The organism is Deinococcus pimensis DSM 21231 (assembly GCF_000519345.1).
Lineage (GTDB): Bacteria > Deinococcota > Deinococci > Deinococcales > Deinococcaceae > Deinococcus_A > Deinococcus_A pimensis.
Genome location: NZ_KI912675.1, coordinates 481 through 20,541, shown reverse-complemented (window position 1 = coordinate 20,541; position 20,061 = coordinate 481). Strand labels below are relative to the sequence as shown.

The following is a 20,061-nucleotide window of genomic DNA, read 5'->3' as shown; positions in this document are numbered from 1 at the left end:
CAGCTTGAGACCGAAGGGGCGTGACGTGTCGTCATGCCCCCGTCGACTTCAGAAGACTTTACTGCCGAGCTTCGCGTCCCGCTCCGGCGTGAGAAAGGTCGCCTCACCGCTCGCCGCGCCCGGCGCCTGCACCCCGAGGATCAGCACCTCGCTCATCACGTCCCCGACCTGCCGCGCCTCGAAGTTCAGGACGCCCACCACCTGCCGCCCGAGGAGTTCCTCGGGTGGATGCTGCGTGAAGCGGCCCACGCTGACCCGACGCCCGAACTTCCCGAAGTCCACGGTGAGTCGGTACGCCCGCTTCGGCGCGCTCGGCTCCACGACCACCTCCACCACCCGACCCAGCCGGATGTCCAGCCGCGCGAGCGTCTCCTCGTACGTCACGATCTCCTTGAGTTCCGTTGCCATCACTGACCACCTTCCTTGTTGAACATCGTCGACAGCAAGCCTACGGCCACGAGCAGCACCACCGCGCCCAAGAGCCCCAGCGGCGCGAGGCGTTCGCCCAGCAGCAACGCCGCGAGCAGCACCGCCACGAGCGGTTCGAGCAGCGTCACGACGCTCGCGAGCGTCGCGGGTGTCGTGCGCATCCCGCGCAGGAACAGCACGTACCCCAGCGCGGTCGTCACCACCCCGAGGTACACGAGCAGCCCCCACGCGGGCAAGGGCAGCGTGACGCCCACGAGGTCACGCCAGGTCAGGGGCAGCAGCACGGCGGTGGACAGCGAAAAGGCGGCGGTGAGCGACACCAGCGGAGAGGCGAGCGGCGCGAGCGCGCGGCTCGTCAGCGCGATGACGGCGTAGCTCAGGGCCGCGCCGAGCGCGAGGAGCGCGCCGACGAGGAGGTCAGCGCCGTCCGTCCCGAGGCCGTGGGGGCGGTACACCAGCAGCGCCGCGCCGATCAGCGCCGCGAAGAGCAGTCCGACCGCGTGGGGCCGCAGACGCTCGCGGAACACGACCGTGGAGAGCAGCGCCACCCAGACGGGCGCGGTGCACAGGGAGATCAGCACCGCCACCGCCACGCCCGCCTCTCGGACCGCGGCGAAGTAGCAGACCTGGTACGCGGCCATTGCGAGCCCCATCAGCAGGATGAGGAGCGCGAAGCGCAGGTTGAGCCGCAGGCCGCGCTGCTGTCGCAGCAGCACGGTCGCGGCGAGCAGGGCGGGGACGGAGAGCGCCAGGCGGAGGACGCCGACGGTGGTGGCGTCGACGTCAGCGAGGCGGTAGAGCGACGCGACGGTCACCCCGACGGTGCCCCACAGCACGGCGCTGAGGAGCACGAGGAACACACCGGACGAACGCAGCGTCCGAGCGACAGCAAGAGACATGGAACCCCCCGAAGGTTGAAGAGAAGCAGCGAGGTCTTCAGGGGCAGACGCGACGACAGGACCACGACGCGACGCTGGGCGTCACGGGTGGGGTGCGGGGCTGCCCCTCCTTACGCGCGGGGCGCGGGAGGGGGCAGGATGTCGTAACCCATCGTCTGCATGCCCTACTCTACCCGACGTCCACAGCCCGAACATAACGGCCGTCGGACGTGCCCGTCGATCGAGGCGCCTCTGGAGTTGGAGCGCGCTGGACGTCAGGTCATCGACGGTCCGGCGGGGCGCCCGGGGGTCTACCCGAAGCCTGAACATCTCGCTCGCGTCCTCTGAAGACGCCCTCGCGATACTCAGCGCAGTCCAAGTGAAGCACGCCAGCGGAGCCTCCCTCCCACCCCAAGGAGCACCCCTTGAACTTCGGACCCACGGAAATCATCCTCGTCGTCCTCGTCGCCCTCGTGATCTTCGGCCCCAAGAAGCTCCCCGAGCTCGGCAAGAGCCTCGGTCAGGGCCTGCGCGAGTTCAGGAAGAGCACCCGCGAACTCAAGCAGGACCTCGACCTCACCAGCACTGACCGCCCAGACCAGGCCTGACCCTCAACCCCGCCGCACCCCACGAGGAGCTTCACCATGACCGACCGTCCCATCCTGCCCTTCCCCAACGACGACCACGACCACGACGGGCCCGACCACTGGAACGACCTGGGCCTCTCCGCCGACCTGAACATGCTCTCCCGCGCCGTCGTGGATCGCCGCAAGGTTCTCTCGCTCGGCGTGGCGGGCATCGCCACCCTCGTCGCGGGCAGCATGGGCCTCTCGCGCGCCGCCAGTCAGGCCGCCGCCTGCGTGCCCGTCACGCCCTCCGAGACGGCCGGACCGTACCCGGCCGACGGGAGCCGCGCCAGTGGGCAGAGCGCCAACGTCCTGACCCGCTCGGGCATCGTCCGAAGGGACCTGCGGACGAGTCTCGGCACGAAGAACACTGCGGGTGGCGTGCCGCTCACGCTGACGATGAAGCTCGTGAACGTGAACGCGGGCTGCGCGCCCCTCGCGGGGTACGCGGTGTACGCGTGGCACTGCACCGCCGACGGGCAGTACAGCATGTACAGCCCGGGCATCATCGAGGAGGACTACCTGCGCGGCGTGCAGACCACGGGGAAGGACGGCACCCTGACGTTCACGACGGTCTTCCCCGGCTGCTACCCCGGGAGGTGGCCGCACGTGCACTTCGAGGTCTTCCCGACCGTCACGGCCGCCACCTCGGCGCGGAGCGTGGTCCTGACGTCGCAGCTCGCGCTGCCCGAAGCAACCTGCCGCGCGGTGTACACCCGATCGGACTACGGGAGCAGCCTGCGCAACCTCAACAGCCTGTCGCTGGACAGAGACATGGTGTTCCGCGACGGGTACGCGTCTCAGCTCGCGAAGGTCACGGGGGACGCCACGAAGGGCTACACCGCGACGATCACCGTCGGTCTCGCCCGCTGAACCTCGCCTGCCGCTGAGGCCGGGCGCTCGCGCCCGGCCATTTCCTTTGCCCTGGAGGGCCGCATGACCGTCCGTCCGTTCCCGTTCGTCTCGACCCCGGGAACGCGCCGCTCGTGGCGCACCTAAAGGAGTTCCGCTGGCGCGTCGTCGCGCGCGTCACGAGGGCGCTCGGCGTCCTCGTGACGTGGACGTACCGCTCCTCGCTGATCGAGCTGCTCCAGCGGCCCCTCTCCAAGGTGACGAGCGAGGTGAACCTCGTCTCCGTCAGCCTCACGGATCAGCTCACAATGAGTTTGCACGTGGCGCTCTGGGGTGGGCTGACGCTCGCCCTGCCGGGCATCCTCGGGCAGGTGTGGGGCCTCGTGCGACCTGCCCTGACGCGCGAGGAGCGGTCGATGGCGGTGCCGTTCGTGCTGAGTGCGGGCGGCATGCTGCTGGTGGGCGGCGCGTTCGCGTACGTGGTGGTGCTGCCTTCGGCGGTGCCGTACCTGCTGGACTTCCTGGGTGGCGCGGTGACGGTGAACCTGAGTCTCGCGAGCTACGTGGCGCAGGTGGTGACGACCCTGACGACCTTTGGGTTGCTGTTCGAGTTGCCGGTGGCGGCGTTCGTGCTGGGCAGGTTGGGGGTAGTGTCGGCGGGGTTGCTGTCGCGGGCGCGGCAGGTGGCGGCGCTCGTCATCCTGGTGGTGTCGGCGGTAGTGACGCCGGCGATGGACCCGCTGAACCTGCTGTTGATGGCGGCGCTGCTGTATCTGCTGTACGAGGTGAGCATCGTGGTGGTGCGGTTCACCGGGCGCGTGGGCGCGGCGTGAGCGAAGTCGTTGGTGCGCAGGCGACGTGAGTTCCGTGGAGACCCAACTGGACAAGAACCAAACCAAGACGCGGGTAGAGTCAGGGGGTTCTCTCGATTCAAGAAGCTAGAGCCTGTCCATCACAGGCCCAAGGCGCGCTGGACGAACCACACGCCGCCCGTGAGCACGACCACCCCCGCCGCCGCCACCAGAACCCCCTGCGAAACACGCGGCGGCGCCACCCGACGAAGCAGCAGCAGCACCGGCGCGGCGAGCAGCACGATCACCACCTGCCCCACCTCCACGCCCACGTTGAACGCCGCCAGCGACCACCCCAGCGCCTCACGCGGCAACGAGAGCTCCGACAGCACGCTCGCGAACCCGAACCCGTGCACCAACCCGAACGCGAACGCGAACACCGCCCTCGGATCGCGCCCTGTCGTCTGCCCGCGCCGCAACTGAAGAAAGTCGTGCAGCCCCACCACCACGATGCTCAGCGCGATCACGCTCTCCACCAGCCGGGACGGGAGCTCCACGATCCCCAGCGTCGCCAGTACCAGCGTGACGCTGTGCGCCACCGTGAACGCCGTGATCACCTTGAGCTGCGTCCCGACGCGCCCACCCAGCAGGATCAGCGCCAGGACGAACAGAATGTGGTCCGGCCCGATGAAGATGTGGTGGATGCCCTCGCGGACGAACGTCAGGACCACCTGCCCCAGGGGTTGAGCGGGCGCGGCGAGCGTCAAGGCCGCGTTCTGCGTGTCCAGCGCGTACTGCCCCACCAGCGCGTCGGAACGGTAGACCTCCACGAACACCTTGTGCAGCGTGTCCTCCGGGAACAGGTTCGCGGAGACGTTCAGCGCGCCCGTGACCGTGGGCGCGGTGGCAGTGAGCGTCACGTCCTGCCCGGCGGGCTCGACGCTCGTCACGGTCACCGGCAGGACCGTCGTGCCCGAGGAGAGCCGTAACCGCGCGGTGACGAGCTGCGTCAACGACGCCCGCACGTCCGCACGCAGCGGCGTCTCCTTCAGGGCCACCTCGGTCGTGCCCTTCGGCAGGGGAGAGGGCGACTCGTGCAGCAGCGCCGCCACCGGAAGCTGCACCGTCACCTTCGTGCCCGTACCGTTCAGCCGCACGTTCACGTGACTGAACGTGATCGAGTGGGCCAGAGCGGACGACGCGAAGGTCAACAGCAACGCCACGAGCGTCACCAGACGCCGCCACACGGGCTTCACGAGCGCCCCTGCGTGTACGTCACGCCCAGCGAACGACCGTCGTTGCTACGGGTCTGCTTCGTCACCGCGAACGTCCAGCCGCCCTTGGGTTGCAGGAACACGTTCGCGGTCGGCTGGCTCTTGGCGGGCGCGTAGCGGTTCACGTACGACAGCGTCCGCGTGCCCACCTTGTCCATTCGCTTCGCCGTCGCGTAGATCTTGAGGATGCCCCCACCCACCCGCAGCAGGGCGACGTCCGGTACCTCCACGCGGTCCAGCGTCCAGGACGTCGCTTTTCCGTCGAGGGTGAGGGTGGACTGCGCGAGCACCTTCCGCGCGTAGCCCTTCGCCTCCGTGTCGGTGACCTTCCCGTCCCCGTTCGGGTCGAGCGCCCCCAGCACGGCGCCCGCGACCTTCTCACCGGGCGTGACGTCCAGTTCGAGGCTCACCCCGCCGGGCGCGAGGGTGAGGTACGCCCCCTGCACGACCTCGTCCACGGGATGCGCGAACGCGGGTGAGGAACTCAGGGCGAACAGGACGGCGAGCAGGATTCGCGGGCGCATCGTCATCTTCAGGACCTCACTGGACGTCCGCGGCGCCGTACTCGTCCGTCGGGTCGCGGTACATGCTGTGGATGTGGTTGGTGGCGTCCCCGCCCATCGACTGAGGGCTGAACTCCATGATCACGGTGGGGCCCGTCACGCGCCAGTACGCCGTGCCGCCCGCGGTGGTCGAGCCGTACCACGCGAAGCTCGTCCGGTCGAGGTTCTGCTCGATCGCGCTCATCTTCGCGGCGACGTCGTCCGCGTTGAGCATCCCGAGGCGATCACGGATCAGGGCGAGCAGCTGCGCCCGCTGCGCCTCCGTCATCTCGCTCGCGGAGAGGCCTTCCGCCTGGAGGGTCTGCCCGTCGTGCCCGGGGCCGAGGACGAGGTCGATGGACTGCGTGCTCAGCACCGCCTTGGTCTTCTGCGTGCTCGCAAAGCTCCCGACGAGCGCGTACGCGTCCGTGACTTCCGGCTCGACGATGTTGACGCTCGTGCCGTTCTGGGTGTACCGCACGGGCTGCCCGCCCGTGAGGCTGTGCGCGAGGGTGACGTTCGCGCCCGCGACGGTGGCGTTGAGGGCGAGGTGGTGCCCGCCGAACTGGAGGGTCCAGCCGGTCGTCGTCGAGGGCGTGCCGAGGAAGGCGACGTAGTACTCGTCGCTGCCGAAGGTGAGGTTCCCGCCGCCCTGGCTCTTGAGGACGTCGTCGGCGGTCATCTGTTCCTGCACGTTCTTCAGGCCGTCCTCGCTGAGGACCGCGCCGAGCAGGGTCGTGAGGGCCGCGCGTTGGGTGCTGGTCAGGCCACCCCAGCGGACCCCGGCGCGCTGGAAGATCCCGGTGGGGAAGTTGCTCCAGCCGGCTCGTTGGGCGCTGTCCGTCCAGGCGTACTGCACGGCGGTCTTCTGCGCGGTCGTGAGCGTCGCGAGGAAGGCGTTCGCGGCGTCGACGATCCGGTCGGTCTGCGCGTCGGCGGCGCTCTTCACGGCGGGTCCTGTCGTGCCGCCGGACGTGTCGGGCGTGGTGACGGTCGTGCCGGGATCGGTCGTGGTGGTGTCGGTGGAGGCGCTCGTACCGCCGCAGGCGCCGAGGCAGGCGGTGAGGAGCAGGACGGGCAGGACGAACTTGAGCTTCATGGTGGACCTCAGGTGGGCGTCGGGTGAAGGGTGGGCGTGTCACCGCTCGTGCGCGAGGAGCGTCGGGTGACTGCGAGGAGTATCCCGGGAGGGTGTTCACCCGGCCCTTACCCTTTGTGCAGAACCTACGTATTTCAAAGCCGGCGGCGCTCATCGTCATGAGCGCCGCCGGGCAGGTCACCTGCCGCGTCTACCCGGGGCAGGGAAACGCCGGGACTTCACTTCGTCCAGGCCTTGCCGTAGTCGTTCGTGGGGTCGCGGTACATGTTGTGGAGGTGGTTCGAGGCGTCCCCGCCCATCGACTGCGGGCTGAACTCCAGCGTGATGGTCGGTCCTGTCACGCGCCAGTACGCGTTCCCGGCGTTCGCACTCGTGGTCGGACCGAACCAGGCGAAGTACGTGCTGTTGAGGTTCCGTTCGATCTCCGCGAGTTTGGGCGCCGCGTCGTTCGCGTTGAGGATCCCGACGCGGTCGCGGATCAGGGTCATCAGCCGAGCTTTCTGCGCGGCGGTCATGGCGCTGCCTGGCAGCCCCTCGGGTTGAAGCGTCTTGTTGTCCTGTCCGGGGCCGAGGACGAGGTCGATGCGGCTCGTGCTCCGGACCGCCTGCGTCTGCTGCGAGGCGTTGAAGCTCGACAGGAGCGCGAAGGCGTCCCTGACCTCCTCGGGTACCTGCGTGACGATCGTGGTGGTCTTGCCGTTCACGGTCGCCTTGATGGGCTGTCCACCGGTCAGGCTGGGCGCGAGGGTGATGTTCGCCCCCGCGACGGTCGCGTTGATCGCGAGGTGATGCCCACCGTACTGCAAGGTCCACGCGCTGGTGGTGCTGGGCGTCCCGAGGAAGGAGACGTAGTACTCGTCGCTGCCGAAGATCAGCCCACCACCGGGGCCGCGTCCGCCCTGCGCGCCGTTCGGGGGCGTCCCGCCGTTGGGAGGCGTCCCACCGTTCGGGGGTGTCCCGCCGGCGGGCGCGCCACCGCTACCCTGATTGGCGCTTTCAGCCTTGAGGACGTCGTCGGCCTGCATCTGCTCACGGACCATCTTGAGGCCGTCGGGGCTGAGGACCGTGCCGAGCAGCGTCATCAGGGCCGTGCGTTGCGCGCCCGTGAGGTCTCCGTAGCGCAGCCCGGCCCGCTGGAAGATGCCAGTGGGGAAGTTGCTCCAGCGGGCGCGTTGCGCGTCGTCCGTCCAGGCGAACATGACCTTCTGCTTCTGCGCGCTCGTGAGGGTGTTGAGGAAGGCGTTCGCGGCGGTCAAGACCCGGGTGGTCTGCGCGTCCGCGGTCGTCGAAGCGGCCTGGCGGGCGCCCGTCGTGGCGCCCGCGCCACCCGCGGAGGCGTGGGAGAAGGCGTACAGCGAGGCGCCCGTGAGGGTGGCGGCGATCAGGCCGGGCAGGAGCAGACGGTGCTTGGAGGTGGTCATGAGGATCCTTTCGTATCGTTCGCGCGTCATGAGGTGTGCGGGACGGAACGGTGAGGTCGGTTGACCTGAGGGCAGGATGGCGTGAACGTGTTCAGTGTGCGGGAGGGACTTGTAGGGGTCCTGAGTAGACGCGGACGATCCTTCATCGTTGGTCGGGCGCGGTCGGGACCGTCCCGTGACTTCGGGCGGGAGCGGTCATGGGTCGTGAACCGGGGTTGGGCACGCTCGAAGGGGGGCGACACGTTCGCCCCCTTCACCAGGTACACCGGCTGCGCCGCGAGGCCCTTCGTCCTCGTGACGATGTACCCGAGGTGGTCATCGCACCGTGACCCTGACTCCACGGCGACGCTTATGGATTAAGCGTCGCCGGAAGCAGGACGGGAAGGTCAGCGGTTCATCGCCCTTCGCGCGGTCAGATCCACGATGGTCGTCCCACCGGAACGTTCGACCACCGCGAACTTCGCCTTGCTCGCCGCGGTCGTCAGGGCCTGCTGCTGCTGCGCCGTGAGGGTGCCGCCGAGCTTGATCGTGGTCTGCGCCTTCCCGCCCGCGAGGGGATCACCAGCGTAGAACGTCACGCTGCTCGCGTCATCCAGATCGCGCATGTGCAGGCCGGGCACGACGTCGCCGCCGCGGTCCCCTCGCGTCCCCTGAGCGTTCGGCGCCGTGCGGGTCTGTCCAGGCGCTTGGGTCTGCCCCTGCTGGCCCTGCGGGGCGACGTGACCGCCAGGGCCGTCGTGACCGTCACGACCGCCGAGGCCGCGCCCGCCGCGACCACCCGGGAAGGGGTTCGCCTGCGCGTCCTTGAGGGTCATGACCTGCGTGTCGGGCCCGCGACTGACGGTGACGTACATGGTGCCCGCAGGTGCTTTCGCGAAAGGGTTGCTCGGCGTAGTGTCGCCGCGCGGTCCCGGCTCGACGGTGGCGCTGGAGAGCAGCTTGCCACCCTTGAGGGGGTTCCCGGCGTAGAACTTCACCGAAAGCGGCGCGCGTGCGGGCCGCTGCTGCGTCTGGCTCTGCGACTGCTGCGTCTGGGTCTTCGTCTGCGGGGCGGTGCGGGTCTGCGCGGCCGCGAGGGTGGTGCCGACGAGGAGGACGGCGACGACGGGGGTGACGATCTTCTTGACGTTGGTCATGATAGGTCTCCTTGAGGTTCAGGTGGTTCGTCCACCTGGTAAGATTCTGCTGCGTGGTCGTTCAAGAGCTGCGTGGAGGTTGTTTAGAACTCACGAGAATCGTTTGCGTTCGCCTCTGGTTTCACGACCCGCTCATCCTAGAATGTAGAGATGGCGGGTTCATCAAAACGAACTCCGACGCGTGAAGCGTCGGAGTTCGCCCGGAGGAGGTCATGCAGGACGAGTGTTACTCGCCGTCAGGGGTACCAGCGTCAAGCTCCACGTAAAGGGTGTTCGTCGCGTCGGAGTTGTCGTCCGCGAAGTTCAGCGTGTACGTCCCACCACCCGCGACCTCGATGGTGCTGGACGCGAGGTCACGCCGCCCCAGCGCGGCGTCCGCAGGCGTCACGACCACGGTGTGCTCGCCCGCCGAGAGGCCCTGCGCGAACATCGTCGGCGCGCCGCTGAACATGTTGTCGAACACCAGCTGCCCGTCCACGTAGACGTCCACGAGCCCGGCGGCGCCGGTGTTGCTGGAGAAGTACACCTGCGCGGAATCGAGGGGCGCGGCGCTCGCGGTGACGGCGAGGGTGACGGCGGCGGTGGCGGTGAGGGTGGCGAGCAGCTTCTTGAGGTTGCGCATGAGGGTGGTCCTTTCGTGACGCGGGGCGTCGAGGAGGGGCTTCGGTGGGAGCGGCGGTTCCGCTCTCTTGCTTGGCCTGAGTATGCGGGGGAGGTGTTCAGCGACCACGCGTGACCCTTGCAGAACCCGAGTAGCCGGACCGGACGCCGCGAAAATAAAGAGAACAGTGTGCTGGACGCACTCGGCACCGCCTCGCGCTTCGCACCTCGACCTTGGGTCTGCACAACTCCTCAACAACTCTCAGCAGCAGGCGCGACAGTGGAGTCGATGACCGAGCCACCGCACGCTCCCCGCACGCCGGTCGACCCCGCACCAGGGCCGCAGTCCGAGCACCCAGGGCGCAAGCGGCCCTTCTGGCACACCGTGGCGTTCAAGCTCACCCTCGCCTTCGTCCTCATCGCCGCGCTCGCACTCGGCGCGGTCGGCGTGATCGCCAACGTCAGCACCCGCGCGTCCTTCGAACGCTTCACCCGGGAACGCGCGCGCGACGAGATCGTCACGCAGGTGCAGTCGTACATCGAGACGACCGGCAGCGTCACGGGCTTCCGTCCGTTCCGTCGAGGAAGGCACGGCGCGGCGGACAACGTCATGAGCCCCAACGCGACCGGTCCTGACCGGGGACCGTACGTCGTGCTCGACCCCGAGGGGCGCACCACCTACGCCCTGCCGGACGTTCCTGCGGGCACGCGCCTCACGGGCGAACGTGCTTCACTGGCCCTCCCGGTCGAGCTGGGCGGTCGGACCGTCGCGTTCGTCGCGCCGACGCTGATTCCACAGTCGCTGGACCGGCAGAGCCGGGAGTTCCTCGCACGCACTACCTCCGCCCTCCTCTGGGCGACGATCGCCGCAACGATCGCCGCGATCGTGCTCGGCTTGTTGATGGCGCGCGCCCTCCTCGCGCCCCTGCGGGCGCTTCTCCGTGGGATCTGGGAGGTGCAGCGGGGCGAGGCGCCCGGTCAGGCGCCGCGCGCCCGCGCAGACGAGTTCGGTGAGGTGCTGACCGCGTTCCACGAGATGCACGACGTGGTCGTCCGGAACCAGCAGTCGCGGCGGCAGCTCACCGCGAACATCGCGCATGACCTCAACACGCCCCTTAGCGTCATCAGCGGCACGCTCGAAGCGATGCTCGACGGCACCTTCAAAGTTACCCCCGAGCGGCTCGCGCGGCTGCACCGCGAGGCGAGGCACATGGGTGAGCTCGTGAACGACCTGCGCTTCCTGTCGCTCGCCGACGCAGGCGAACTCAAGCTCGACCTGCGCGACGAGGACCTCGTTGAAGTCGTGGCGCTCACCGTGGACGGCGTACAGGAACTCGCGCGCCGCAAGCAGGTCGAGCTCAACGTCCGTCTACCCCACGGGCCCCTTCATGCGCGGCTGGATGGACGGCGCGTGACGCAGGTGATCCAGAACCTCCTCTCAAACGCCCTGGCGTATACACCTGGCGGGGGTCAGGTGGACGTCACCGTTGAGCGTGGCGCGGGCCGCGCGGTGGTCATGGTGCGGGACACGGGCGTCGGGATCGTCCCGGAGAAACTCCCGTTCGTGTTTGATCGTCTGTACCGCGCGGACGAAGCGCGGGTGAAGGGCGGGAGCGGGCTGGGGCTCGCGATCTGCAAAAGCATCGTGGAGCGGCACGACGGCCGCATCGAGATCGAAAGTACCCCGGGCGTCGGGACGACCGTCACGTTCGACCTGCCGCTGGCGCGGTCCCCTCGGACCGCGCCGCAACCGTGAGCTGACGCGGTCCTCAAGCGGCGTCACCCGTCGTGCCCTCCCTCCTTTGAGGTCACCAACGCGGCAAGGGAGGCCGACGCTTCCCCGAGAGGACGGCGCGCCCGCACCCCCTGTGGTGGGACGGCGCTCACCCTGAGCGGCGGGTCGTTCTGATGGTTCCCCGCAGTGAACGGCGGCCGTCGTCCTCGTCTTCCGAGGGACGCTTCTCTGCTCGTTCAGAGGCTGTTCTTGAGCCACACCAGCGTCGTCGCCCACGCGTTCTCCGCCGCGTCGCGCTTGTAGCTGCCGCCCGTGTCGTTGTGGAACGCGTGATTCGCGCCCGGGTAGATCAGGAAGCGGTGCTTCACGCCCGCCGCCACGAGCGCCTGCTCCGTCGCGGCGGCGTTCCCGGTGATACGCGCGTCCAGCGCGCCGTACACGCCCAGCACCACCGCCTTGATCTTCGGGATGTCCGCGAAGGACGGCGACGGCCCATAGTACGGCACGGCCGCCTTGAGGTCCGGCAGTTGGGTCGCGAGTCGCCACGTCATCCCGCCGCCCCAGCAGAAGCCGATCATCCCGAACCGCGCGGCCTGCGCGCCCGGTTGCGCCTTGAGGACCCGCACGGCTTCCAGTGCGTGCCGCACGTGCTCATCCGCGCTGGTGCGCGCGATGAACGCGCTGATCTCGGCGGTGTCCGTGAACTTCGCGGTCCCACCGGCGGGGGAGACGAAGTCCGGCGCGAGCGCGATGTACCCGGCCTTCGCCACGCGCCGCGCGACGTCCTTGATGTGCGTTTGGAGCCCGCGGTTCTCGTGGATGACCAGCACGACCGGCGCGCTCGTCACGCCACGCGGCCGGGCGACGTACGCGAAGTTCGTGCGGCCCAACGCGTCGTACGTGACGTCTCGCGCGTCGATGCTGGGATCGTCCGGATCGACCTGGTAGGTGTTGCGGACCGCTTCGTTCTGCGGCGCGGCGGTCTGCGCGTGCGCGAGCTCCGCGGCGCTCACCCCGGCCACCCCGAGCGACGCGAGCAGCACCCGCGCGCCCGCGATGCTTCCACCCAGCAGGACGCTGCGGCGAAGGAACTCCCGGCGGGGCATCTCGCCCTCGTGGTAGTCCTCGGCGAACTCCTCGGCGACGTAACGGAACAGGTCCTGCTCGTAGTCGTTCATGACAGCTCCTTCCTTCGCTCCGGTGCGCCGCCCGGCACGCTGCCGGGCGTGCGGGACGACCGTGACGGCCTTGTCGCCCGCGCAGGACGAGCGAAGAGCAGCAGCAGGCTCACCAGCAGCCCCGCGATCAGAACGGCCGCGCCGATCGAGCCGGTCAGCTGCCATACCGACCAGCCGTACAGCAGCACGGCGCCGGCGAGCAGGACGAGCCCGACGGATCGGAGGAGGTTCGACCTGGACAGCAGGATCAACGCCAGGGTCGCGACGCCCACCGCGCCCCCCGCGGCGAGGGCCGCGATGAGCATTCCGGTCGGGGCGCCGGCGGCTTCGACGGTCATGGCGTCACTGGCTCCTCTGCGGCGCGCCGCCTTCGGCACGGGGTGAACTCGGGGCGGGCTGGCCGTCGAATCGTTTGTCGCGAAGTGCTTCGAGCGTGAGGGCGATGCGTTCAGGAGTGCGGTAGAACCTGTTCAGAACCGGAGTACGTCCGGCGCCGCCCTACCGACCGGACGCGGCGGTGTCCACGGCCGCCGTCTTGGGTTCCTCGTGCCCGGCGACGCCGCGCTTCCAGTACCCCACCACCCGCGTCCACACCCGGGGTTGCCCTCGCGCCTCCAGGTGCCCGCGAAGGGCGGCCGCGGCCGCGCTCTCCGCTCCGAACCACACGAAGCCTTCGCCTTCAGGCAGGTTCAGTGCCTCCACCGCGTCCAGCAGCAGGCTCGTCGTGCCGGGCTCGGCGCTGCCGCGGTGCAGCCACCATACGATCACGTCCGCGCGGCTCACGAGCGGCAGCTCGTCCGTGGCGTCCTGCACCTCCAGCAGCACGATCGCGCGTGTCCCTGCCGGGAGTTCCTCCAGTCGCCGCGCCACGGACGGCAGCGCCGACTCGTCCCCGCCCAGCAGGTACCAGTCGAAGTCGTACCGCACGATCGTGCTGCCGCGGGGTCCGCCCACCCCGACCCGGTCGCCGGGTCGCACGTTCGCCGCCCAGGTCGCGCCGGGTCCGCTGCCGTGCAGCACGACGTCGATGTCGAGTTCCTGCACGTCCGGGCGGTACGCGCGGGGCGTGTAGTCGCGCCGTGCGGGCGGCGTGACGCCGTCGGGCAGGCGTGGGCCGTCAGGCGTCATGACGGGCAAGGTCGGTTCGCGTTCGTCGGGCCCGGGGAGGAACAGCTTGACGTGGTCGTCCGCGCCGAGGCTCTCGAAGCCCACGAGGGCGCTCCCGGTGAGGGTGACGCGCCGCAGTCGGGGCGTGAGGTCGGTGACGTGGCGGACGGTGAGCAGGCGGAGCTGCACCGGGTGCGGGCCGGATCGGGTGATGCGTGAGGTCATGAGCTTCTCCTTGAGGTCAGCGGGCACTGACGACGAGCGGGCAGGCGAGACATGTGTTCAGCGACCAACTCTCGCCGGACGAACGACACGGCCCCAGACGTACTTGCGCAGCGCCTGCACGATCCACTTGCGGTGCATCGCGACGTGCAGCGCGAGGATCACCACGCCCGCATCCGCCGAGAGGCCGTGCAGTCGCCGCCAGGGACCGGTGTGCTCGTCCACGCTCAACCCCAGCGCGGGCAGCACCGCCCTGGAGATCATCAGCCCGCTGAAGATGATCAGCGTCATGTCCACAAAAAAAGCCAAGTTCAGCAGGTAGTTCAGCCGCGTCTCCAGCGGCAGGGGCCCGGCGAGCTTGCGGGAGATGCCGACGATCCACTCCCAGTGCAGCACGAGGTGCCCGACGATCGCGACGCCGAGCAGCACGCTGCCCCACTCGTGCACGGGAATGCCGGTGCCGCGCGGCTGCATCGCGAGGATGAACGCGACGAAGGTGAAGGTGTTCAGGACGAGGTTGATCAGGACGGCGCTCACGGAGCGGCGACGACGGGCGGGCAGGGCGGTGCTCATGCGTGGACCTCCGTTGAATTCAGGGGCGCGCCGGGGCGCGGTTCGAGCGGTTGAGGCGGTCGAGACCGCCGAGGGCGAGCCACGCGACGGCGACCAAGCCGAGGTCCTTGCCGAGCTCGGGCAGGTTGAAGCCGCCGCCGTGCTCGCCACGCGGTCCGCCCGGGAAGCGGCCGCCGGGCGCAACGTCACCTCGTGGCGCGGCGGGCGAGTCCACGCCCGAAGCGCTCGCGTCGGGCCGGGTGGACGCGCCGGTCGTTCCGTCGGCGGTCCGCATCCAGGGAGGCGGGCCGTTCATCTCGAAGCTGCTGAAGGCTCCGGCCCTGTTCAGGCCGAGGAACACGGCGACGAACAGCAGGGCGACGGCGAGGAAGAACAAAGATCGGGTCAGCCACTTCATAGGTCTCCTTGGCGGGGTGGGGGTTAAGGGAGCGAGGCGGGGCACGAGCTCACCGCGGAACCCGCGCCGCTCAGGGCTTGATGACGTTGAGCGTTCCGCCCGTCCGGTTCACGCCGCTCCAGCGCGTCTTGGCGAAGGTGCCCGTGTCGAGGTGGGCGGGAACGACGTCGTTGCCGGACGTGCGGGCCACCTCGACGGACACCCGGGAAGGGACGCTCGCGGCGCCCGCGATGGTGGCGAGGGTGGGGACGATCATGACGGTGGCGACAAGGGGAAGCAGATGGGACGTGACGCGCATGACGGGTTCCTTTCGAGCGGAGTGGAGCGGTGAGGTCCGCTCCCGGACTGACGGCAGCATGCCGTGGAGTTGTTCGGGCCTCCCGTACGCCCCGTGAAGAACTCGGGTAGACGCGGGTCGCGCTCAAGTGATCTGCACGACTCCCTGACAAGTTCCCGGTGACGCTTGAACGAGGGCGCGGGAGAGTGAACGCATGACGCTCCACGCCTCCCCCGCTTCCCGCTCGCGTCCGTCGGCAGGGCCCGAGAGGTCGCCACGTCCACGGAGGATGTGGCACACGCTGGCCTTCAACCTCACGCTGGCGTTCGTCCTGGTGGCCGCGCTCGCGCTCGGCGCGGTCGGGTTGATCTCGTGGAGCAGCACCCGCGCGCAGTTCACCGGCTTCGTGCAGGACCGCGCGCGCGACCGGATCGTGACGCAGGTGCAGGGGTACGTCGAGGCGACGGGCAGCGTGGCGGGCTTCCGGCCCCTGCCGGGTGAAGGGCGCGGACCGACCCATGGCGCGCGGCCTCAGGGCGCGATGGACCGGGGGTCGTTCGTCGTGCTCGACCCTTCACGTCGCGCGGTGTACGCCCTGCCGGACCTCCCCGCCGGGACAGTGCTGACGGGTGAGCGGGCGGCGGCAGCCGTGCCGGTCGAGGTGAACGGCCAGCTCGCCGGGTACGTCGCGCCGACCGGCGTCGCTCCGTCGCTGGACCCACAGAGCGAACGCTTCCTGGCGCGCACGACGGGCGCGATCCTCTGGGCGATGCTCGGCGCCGCGCTCGTGGCGGTCCTTTTGGGCGTACTGCTCGCGCGGATGCTGCTCGCGCCCATGCGGAACCTGCGGCGTGGCATCCGCGGTATGCAGCGGGGTGAGGCGCCCGGTGAGGCGCCTCGCGCTCGCGTGGACGAGTTCGGGGAGGTGCTCACGGCGTTCTACGAGATGCACGGCGCGGTCGTGCGCAACCAGCGGGCGCAGCGTGAACTCACCGCGAACGTCGCGCATGACCTGAACACCCCGCTGAGCGTGATCGGCGGCACGCTCGAAGGGATGCTGGACGGCACCTTCCGCGTGACGCCCGAACGGCTCGCGCGACTCCAGCGCGAGACGCGGCACGTCTCTGGCCTCGTGGGTGACCTGCGCTTCCTGTCGCTCGCCGACGCGGGCGAACTCAACCTCGACCTGCGCGAGGAAAATCTCAACTTAATCGTGAACGACGCGGTGGGCAGCGTGCGGGACGCGGCGAGCCGTTCGGGCGTCGCGCTGCACGTGACCGTCCCGGAAGGCGCGCTCGGCGTGACCCTGGACGCGCGGCAGGTCACGCGGGTGCTGCGCAACCTGCTGGACAACGCCCTGGCGTACACGCCCGAGGGAGGGCGCGTGCACGTGACCGTCCGACGCGACGACGACGTCGCGGTCTTCTCGGTCGAGGACACGGGCGTAGGCATCGACGTGGGGAAGCTGCCGTTCGTGTTCGACCGGCTCTACCGCGCGGATGAGGCGCGTGTGACGGGCGGCAGCGGGCTGGGCCTCACGATCGTGAGGAGCGTCGTGGAGGCGCACGGTGGGCACGTCGCGATCGAGAGTACGCCGGGCGTCGGTACGACGGTCACGGTGGCGCTGCCCCTGGTCGCGAGGAAGATCCGGCACGAGCAGAGGAGCAGATCCGTATCATGATGAACACCCCACGAACGCGCCGTCCCTTCCTTCTGTCGAGGTGAGTCCACGTGACCCGTAAGACCGTCAACCTCATCAGCCTGAGCGTGCCGGGCGCCCCCGGGCCCGCGCTGGTGGCGGGTCTGTGCATTCTGGAGGTGACGCACGTGGACTTGACGATGGGCGTGGTGGAGCTGATGTTGCCGGACGCGAACCGTGACGCGACGTTGCGTCTCGCGCGGGAGCTCAGCGAACGGCACCCGGCGGCGCTGGTGCGGGCGCACCTGCGCGTGAACGCCCGCTGGCTGCCCCGGATCGTCTCGACGGGACTGCTGCTGGTCGTGACGCACGCGCACGTCGTGGACGTGGACGTCCCCGCGGAGATGGTGATCAGGACGCTGGCGTTCGCTCCGCCAAGCTGGCTCCTGGGAGGGGTGCACGTCCAGGCCGTGGGAAGGGCGTCGCAGCTGGTGCTGCACCGGGCCTCCTTGGCAAAGAACGCGGCCGCTTTTTTCAGGATGTCTCGTTCCTGGCGCAGTATCTCGTTCTCGCGACGGAGACGCTTGATTTCTTCCTGCTCAGGGGTCAAGCGTTCTTTGCCCGACCCAGGGAAGGCCAGTCCGTCTCGGTTGCGGTGATCCGCGACCCACTTACGCAGCAAGGATTCACTGAGGCCGAGGTCGCGGGCGACGCTGGCGAGGGTGACATCGGGTTGCTGCGCAAGCCGGATGGCGTCGTGTTTGAACTCAAGGGTGTAGGTTCGGCGTGCTGCCATGATGACCTCGTCCTGATGGTCGAGGCTATTCCCGTTGTCCACCAAACCCAACCAATTTCAAAGCGAGCACCCCGAGGCTGGATTGGATGCGGTGCAGACCCACCACGGCGTGCAGGGTCGCTTCTGCGATGGCCCTGAGGGCGGCGTGAGCGACCTTCCAGGTGTCAAGGCCGAAGGCGGGCCGGAGCATGTCTGATGATTGCGCGGTCGGGTGGGTGCCCAACAGCGTACGAACAGACTCGGGGTGCAGGCGTTGCGGATGGTGTTGTGGGTCGTACGTGCGGGACTGACTGGAGCCGCCTCAAAGAATTCGCTCTCCATTGACGCTTTCCAAGGTTGCTGGACAGCCTTGTCAACCACCTTAGGTCCCGTCCCCCTTCGCTCGCATCTGGACCCTCCAAGCCTACATAACAACGTCTGCGGCTCGTCCCGCTCAAAGGTCGAGGAGCGCCCGAGGCTCACTCCACGACTCGAGCAGTGTGAACGGATGCGGGACGCGCAGCAGGTCCAGCAGCAGCGGTGCCGTCCGCACGTCCCGCCAGCCCGGCGCGTCGTCCTGAAGTTGCCACAGCGCCTCGTCCATCCATGCGCACAGCAGCACGTCCGCCCACACGAGCCGTTCCTCGTCCGTGAGCCGCACGTGTTCGGCGTACCCTTTTAGGAACACACCCCACTCTCCCACCGTGAACAGCCGCACTGGACCATCGTGCAGACCCGGGTCGAGGTGGAACGCGAGCGCGGTGATCGCCAAGTCGTACACACGCGGCAGCCGCGCCGCGTTGTCCGGATCCACCAGCGTCGGCGCTTCGGGCGTGACGAACACCAGGTTCGCGGCTTTATGATCCCAGCTGCCATCCGCCAGGGGCAATCTGGCCGCCCTCAGGCGCGGCAATGCCCGCGTCACGTACCGAGTCACTCGGTCCTCCAGCAGCGCGCGCATGACGTCCGCCAGCTCCGGAAAAGCGGCACACACGTGCGTCAGTACGGTCGTCACATCGTCACGAACGTCCTGCTCCGCGAAGGCCCGCACCGTCACGTGCTCCTGAAGTCCTGGCGTCGCACGGGCGCCCGCAGCGTGGATGCGACCAAGCAACTCTCCCGCCGCACGAATTTCGCTGCGGCCGCCCCGGTACCGGGCGCCCGCCACGAACGGATACACCACCCAGCGGTCGTCGCCGAAGACGCAGGGGTTGCCGCCTGCCAGCTCCACAGGTGTCACGATCCTCGTGCCATCCGCTGCGAGCCGCCGGGTCCACGCGGCCACGGCGTCCCCGTACCGCGTGCTGGTACGTTTGAGCACGACCCGCGCCTGACCGTGCCAGGCAAGCCAAACGTCCGCTCGAGGGTGCAGTCGGGAGAGGGGTGAGGAGAGGCCGAAGTGCCGGAGAACCTGCTCTGGGGGCATGCCTACTTCCTTTCGTGACACGACGAGTTACGCGTCCTGATAACTCCGCGGCCTTCGCGAGTTTGCCATCACGACGACCCAAAGGTGCACTGCCAAACCTGCGTCAGGAGCGACGCCGCTCCTTCCCTGACGCCTCCCGCTGCCGAACGCGGCCGTCGTCCTGGGCCAGCGCCGCAGGCGACGGCCTCAATGTGAAGGTGAGCTGGGGAAGGCAAGCGCGGCCCGAGGGAGAACTCCCCGGAAACCGAATTGGACCGCGGGAGAAGGGGTGACTGAACACCCCAGTCACGCCCATCGCACGACGCCCAATCTCAGTCGGCGGTGACGCGGATCAGGTTCCAGGTGACGGTCCGGGTCGTGGGATGTAGCCGGTTCTCCACCGTGAACGTCCGGCTTCCCTGAAGTGTCAGGATGCCGTTCTGATTTTTCGCGACGCCCTCCTCGGTGAAGTCGTCCAGACCGTACCGCGCGACGGTTGCCTTGCTGCTTTCCCGGTCGTTGTCCTGGTAGGGATTGCACGCCCCACGGTAGTGGTTGTAGTCCGAGTACTCACCCGTCCCGCTGAACAGGGTGCTGGTGTTCCAAGAGCCGTTGCTGAGCTCGTACGAGCCGTCCTCGTGCAGCTCGATGAACACACTCTCCTGCAAGTCACGCGTGGCGCTGCCGACGTCGGTGAGGCCGTACCGGTGCGTTTCGGTCTTGACGGTTCTTCCGTCGGCGCAGGTCACGTCATACACCGCGTCGTACCGCACCTTGTGCTCGTGTGATCCGCTGAGCTTGCCCTGCACGTCCAGGCTCGCGAAGGACGCGCCCGTCCCGGCGACGCCCGTCACGACGTACTCGCCGCGCAGCTGTGACTTGTAGTGGTCCGTCCCGGCGGGCGCGCCGTTCGGGTCGAGCAGCGTCTTGGACTCCGCCTGCTGTTCGGTCACGGTGATCGTGCCCGTCCAACAGGTGTCGCCCGTCACGCCCTCACACGAGGGCTTCCAGTCCCGCACCCTGAGCGGCATCGTCGACGAGACCGGCCACATCCGGTACGCCAGTTCCTGCGGCATCGTCAGCAGACCTCCCACCCCGCCCGCGG

The 20,061-nt window shown here is 69.0% G+C and carries 23 protein-coding genes; 6 read left to right on the top strand and 17 right to left on the bottom strand.

Annotated elements, in window-relative coordinates:
* Positions 1 to 48: 48 nt before the first annotated feature.
* Both DEIPI_RS0123790 and DEIPI_RS0123785 read right to left on the bottom strand, forming a co-directional pair.
* On the bottom strand, positions 49 to 408 hold the full coding sequence (locus DEIPI_RS0123790; RefSeq protein WP_027483425.1) for a tRNA-binding protein: 360 nt from the start codon (positions 406 to 408) through the stop codon (positions 49 to 51).
* On the bottom strand, positions 408 to 1,328 hold the full coding sequence (locus tag DEIPI_RS0123785; RefSeq protein ID WP_045235082.1) for a DMT family transporter: 921 nt from the start codon (positions 1,326 to 1,328) through the stop codon (positions 408 to 410). Before DEIPI_RS0123785 ends, DEIPI_RS0123790 begins: the two co-directional genes overlap by 1 nt.
* Before the next feature lie 404 nt (positions 1,329 to 1,732).
* Here DEIPI_RS0123785 and DEIPI_RS34180 point away from each other — a divergent pair, with 404 nt between their 5' ends.
* The 3 genes from DEIPI_RS34180 (at position 1,733) to tatC (ending at position 3,618) form a co-directional block, all read left to right on the top strand.
* Positions 1,733 to 1,915, top strand: coding sequence for a twin-arginine translocase TatA/TatE family subunit (locus tag DEIPI_RS34180; RefSeq protein ID WP_045235081.1), 183 nt, complete (start codon positions 1,733 to 1,735; stop codon positions 1,913 to 1,915).
* A 36-nt stretch (positions 1,916 to 1,951) separates the two neighbouring features.
* Positions 1,952 to 2,806, top strand: a complete 855-nt coding sequence (locus tag DEIPI_RS0123775; protein WP_045235080.1) for an intradiol ring-cleavage dioxygenase — start codon at positions 1,952 to 1,954, stop codon at positions 2,804 to 2,806.
* A gap of 113 nt (positions 2,807 to 2,919) precedes the next feature.
* Positions 2,920 to 3,618, top strand: a complete 699-nt coding sequence (gene tatC, locus DEIPI_RS0123770) for a twin-arginine translocase subunit TatC (RefSeq protein WP_027483422.1) — start codon at positions 2,920 to 2,922, stop codon at positions 3,616 to 3,618.
* Positions 3,619 to 3,737: 119 nt separating this feature from the next.
* Here tatC and DEIPI_RS36090 read toward each other — a convergent pair whose 3' ends face one another.
* From DEIPI_RS36090 to DEIPI_RS0123740, 6 genes are all read right to left on the bottom strand, one after another.
* On the bottom strand, positions 3,738 to 4,832 hold the full coding sequence (locus DEIPI_RS36090) for a HupE/UreJ family protein (protein ID WP_052351973.1): 1,095 nt from the start codon (positions 4,830 to 4,832) through the stop codon (positions 3,738 to 3,740).
* Positions 4,829 to 5,374, bottom strand: a complete 546-nt coding sequence (locus DEIPI_RS36085; RefSeq protein WP_157463934.1) for a hypothetical protein — start codon at positions 5,372 to 5,374, stop codon at positions 4,829 to 4,831. Before DEIPI_RS36085 ends, DEIPI_RS36090 begins: the two co-directional genes overlap by 4 nt.
* Positions 5,375 to 5,390: 16 nt before the next feature.
* Positions 5,391 to 6,491 carry a DUF3500 domain-containing protein gene (locus tag DEIPI_RS0123755; RefSeq protein ID WP_027483421.1) on the bottom strand — a complete coding sequence of 367 codons (1,101 nt, stop codon included), beginning with the start codon at positions 6,489 to 6,491 and terminating at the stop codon, positions 5,391 to 5,393.
* A 218-nt stretch (positions 6,492 to 6,709) separates the two neighbouring features.
* Entirely contained in the window at positions 6,710 to 7,912 is a 1,203-nt protein-coding gene (locus DEIPI_RS34165) for a DUF3500 domain-containing protein (RefSeq protein WP_052351971.1), read from the bottom strand.
* A gap of 386 nt (positions 7,913 to 8,298) precedes the next feature.
* A complete protein-coding gene (locus DEIPI_RS0123745) occupies positions 8,299 to 9,048 on the bottom strand; it encodes a hypothetical protein (RefSeq protein ID WP_027483420.1) in 750 nt (249 codons plus the stop codon).
* A gap of 226 nt (positions 9,049 to 9,274) precedes the next feature.
* The gene (locus DEIPI_RS0123740) at positions 9,275 to 9,670 is read right to left on the bottom strand and encodes a DUF4397 domain-containing protein (protein WP_027483419.1); all 396 of its coding nucleotides are present in this window, start codon (positions 9,668 to 9,670) and stop codon (positions 9,275 to 9,277) included.
* 267 nt (positions 9,671 to 9,937) lie between these two features.
* Here DEIPI_RS0123740 and DEIPI_RS34160 point away from each other — a divergent pair, with 267 nt between their 5' ends.
* A complete protein-coding gene (locus DEIPI_RS34160) occupies positions 9,938 to 11,404 on the top strand; it encodes a sensor histidine kinase (protein ID WP_084474867.1) in 1,467 nt (488 codons plus the stop codon).
* Positions 11,405 to 11,619: 215 nt separating this feature from the next.
* Here DEIPI_RS34160 and DEIPI_RS0123725 read toward each other — a convergent pair whose 3' ends face one another.
* The 6 genes from DEIPI_RS0123725 to DEIPI_RS0123700 all read right to left on the bottom strand — a co-directional run bounded on the left by DEIPI_RS0123725 (position 11,620) and on the right by DEIPI_RS0123700 (position 15,158).
* On the bottom strand, positions 11,620 to 12,561 hold the full coding sequence (locus DEIPI_RS0123725) for a dienelactone hydrolase family protein (RefSeq protein WP_027483418.1): 942 nt from the start codon (positions 12,559 to 12,561) through the stop codon (positions 11,620 to 11,622).
* A complete protein-coding gene (locus DEIPI_RS0123720; RefSeq protein ID WP_027483417.1) occupies positions 12,558 to 12,899 on the bottom strand; it encodes a hypothetical protein in 342 nt (113 codons plus the stop codon). Before DEIPI_RS0123720 ends, DEIPI_RS0123725 begins: the two co-directional genes overlap by 4 nt.
* Before the next feature lie 160 nt (positions 12,900 to 13,059).
* Complete coding sequence (locus tag DEIPI_RS34155; protein WP_045235079.1) at positions 13,060 to 13,893, bottom strand: siderophore-interacting protein; 834 nt, start codon at positions 13,891 to 13,893, stop codon at positions 13,060 to 13,062.
* A gap of 57 nt (positions 13,894 to 13,950) precedes the next feature.
* On the bottom strand, positions 13,951 to 14,463 hold the full coding sequence (locus DEIPI_RS34150) for a DUF4405 domain-containing protein (RefSeq protein ID WP_045235078.1): 513 nt from the start codon (positions 14,461 to 14,463) through the stop codon (positions 13,951 to 13,953).
* 19 nt (positions 14,464 to 14,482) lie between these two features.
* The gene (locus DEIPI_RS0123705; RefSeq protein ID WP_027483416.1) at positions 14,483 to 14,860 is read right to left on the bottom strand and encodes a hypothetical protein; all 378 of its coding nucleotides are present in this window, start codon (positions 14,858 to 14,860) and stop codon (positions 14,483 to 14,485) included.
* A 70-nt stretch (positions 14,861 to 14,930) separates the two neighbouring features.
* Entirely contained in the window at positions 14,931 to 15,158 is a 228-nt protein-coding gene (locus DEIPI_RS0123700; protein ID WP_027483415.1) for a hypothetical protein, read from the bottom strand.
* A gap of 268 nt (positions 15,159 to 15,426) precedes the next feature.
* On the opposite strand from DEIPI_RS0123700, the gene DEIPI_RS34145 reads away from it, so the two are divergent.
* Positions 15,427 to 16,818, top strand: coding sequence for a sensor histidine kinase (locus DEIPI_RS34145; protein ID WP_045235077.1), 1,392 nt, complete (start codon positions 15,427 to 15,429; stop codon positions 16,816 to 16,818).
* On the opposite strand, the gene DEIPI_RS42325 is transcribed toward DEIPI_RS34145, so the two are convergent.
* Positions 16,751 to 17,572 (bottom strand): transposase, encoded by an 822-nt coding sequence (locus tag DEIPI_RS42325; protein WP_425387891.1) that lies wholly within the window; start codon positions 17,570 to 17,572, stop codon positions 16,751 to 16,753. The genes DEIPI_RS34145 and DEIPI_RS42325 overlap by 68 nt on opposite strands.
* A 34-nt stretch (positions 17,573 to 17,606) precedes the next feature.
* On the opposite strand from DEIPI_RS42325, the gene DEIPI_RS40615 reads away from it, so the two are divergent.
* Complete coding sequence (locus DEIPI_RS40615; RefSeq protein WP_169737200.1) at positions 17,607 to 17,768, top strand: hypothetical protein; 162 nt, start codon at positions 17,607 to 17,609, stop codon at positions 17,766 to 17,768.
* A gap of 237 nt (positions 17,769 to 18,005) precedes the next feature.
* Here the strand turns inward: DEIPI_RS40615 and DEIPI_RS0123685 are convergent, their stop codons facing one another.
* Positions 18,006 to 18,977: a phosphotransferase enzyme family protein gene (locus DEIPI_RS0123685; RefSeq protein ID WP_027483414.1), complete on the bottom strand. Its 972-nt coding sequence runs from the start codon at positions 18,975 to 18,977 to the stop codon at positions 18,006 to 18,008.
* 311 nt (positions 18,978 to 19,288) lie between these two features.
* Positions 19,289 to 19,909, bottom strand: a complete 621-nt coding sequence (locus DEIPI_RS0123680) for a hypothetical protein (protein WP_211238351.1) — start codon at positions 19,907 to 19,909, stop codon at positions 19,289 to 19,291.
* Positions 19,910 to 20,061 lie beyond the last annotated feature (152 nt).

Coding starts and splice junctions, on each gene's coding strand:
- DEIPI_RS0123790 (WP_027483425.1), bottom strand. CDS start 408: ATGGCAACGGAACTCAAGGAGATCGTGACGTACGAGGAGACGCTCGCG.
- DEIPI_RS0123785 (WP_045235082.1), bottom strand. CDS start 1,328: ATGTCTCTTGCTGTCGCTCGGACGCTGCGTTCGTCCGGTGTGTTCCTC.
- DEIPI_RS0123775 (WP_045235080.1), top strand. CDS start 1,952: ATGACCGACCGTCCCATCCTGCCCTTCCCCAACGACGACCACGACCAC.
- DEIPI_RS36085 (WP_157463934.1), bottom strand. CDS start 5,374: ATGCGCCCGCGAATCCTGCTCGCCGTCCTGTTCGCCCTGAGTTCCTCA.
- DEIPI_RS0123755 (WP_027483421.1), bottom strand. CDS start 6,491: ATGAAGCTCAAGTTCGTCCTGCCCGTCCTGCTCCTCACCGCCTGCCTC.
- DEIPI_RS34165 (WP_052351971.1), bottom strand. CDS start 7,912: ATGACCACCTCCAAGCACCGTCTGCTCCTGCCCGGCCTGATCGCCGCC.
- DEIPI_RS0123745 (WP_027483420.1), bottom strand. CDS start 9,048: ATGACCAACGTCAAGAAGATCGTCACCCCCGTCGTCGCCGTCCTCCTC.
- DEIPI_RS0123740 (WP_027483419.1), bottom strand. CDS start 9,670: ATGCGCAACCTCAAGAAGCTGCTCGCCACCCTCACCGCCACCGCCGCC.
- DEIPI_RS34160 (WP_084474867.1), top strand. CDS start 9,938: ATGACCGAGCCACCGCACGCTCCCCGCACGCCGGTCGACCCCGCACCA.
- DEIPI_RS0123725 (WP_027483418.1), bottom strand. CDS start 12,561: ATGAACGACTACGAGCAGGACCTGTTCCGTTACGTCGCCGAGGAGTTC.
- DEIPI_RS0123720 (WP_027483417.1), bottom strand. CDS start 12,899: ATGACCGTCGAAGCCGCCGGCGCCCCGACCGGAATGCTCATCGCGGCC.
- DEIPI_RS34155 (WP_045235079.1), bottom strand. CDS start 13,893: ATGACCTCACGCATCACCCGATCCGGCCCGCACCCGGTGCAGCTCCGC.
- DEIPI_RS34150 (WP_045235078.1), bottom strand. CDS start 14,463: ATGAGCACCGCCCTGCCCGCCCGTCGTCGCCGCTCCGTGAGCGCCGTC.
- DEIPI_RS0123705 (WP_027483416.1), bottom strand. CDS start 14,860: ATGAAGTGGCTGACCCGATCTTTGTTCTTCCTCGCCGTCGCCCTGCTG.
- DEIPI_RS0123700 (WP_027483415.1), bottom strand. CDS start 15,158: ATGCGCGTCACGTCCCATCTGCTTCCCCTTGTCGCCACCGTCATGATC.
- DEIPI_RS34145 (WP_045235077.1), top strand. CDS start 15,427: ATGTGGCACACGCTGGCCTTCAACCTCACGCTGGCGTTCGTCCTGGTG.
- DEIPI_RS42325 (WP_425387891.1), bottom strand. CDS start 17,572: ATGGCAGCACGCCGAACCTACACCCTTGAGTTCAAACACGACGCCATC.
- DEIPI_RS0123685 (WP_027483414.1), bottom strand. CDS start 18,977: ATGCCCCCAGAGCAGGTTCTCCGGCACTTCGGCCTCTCCTCACCCCTC.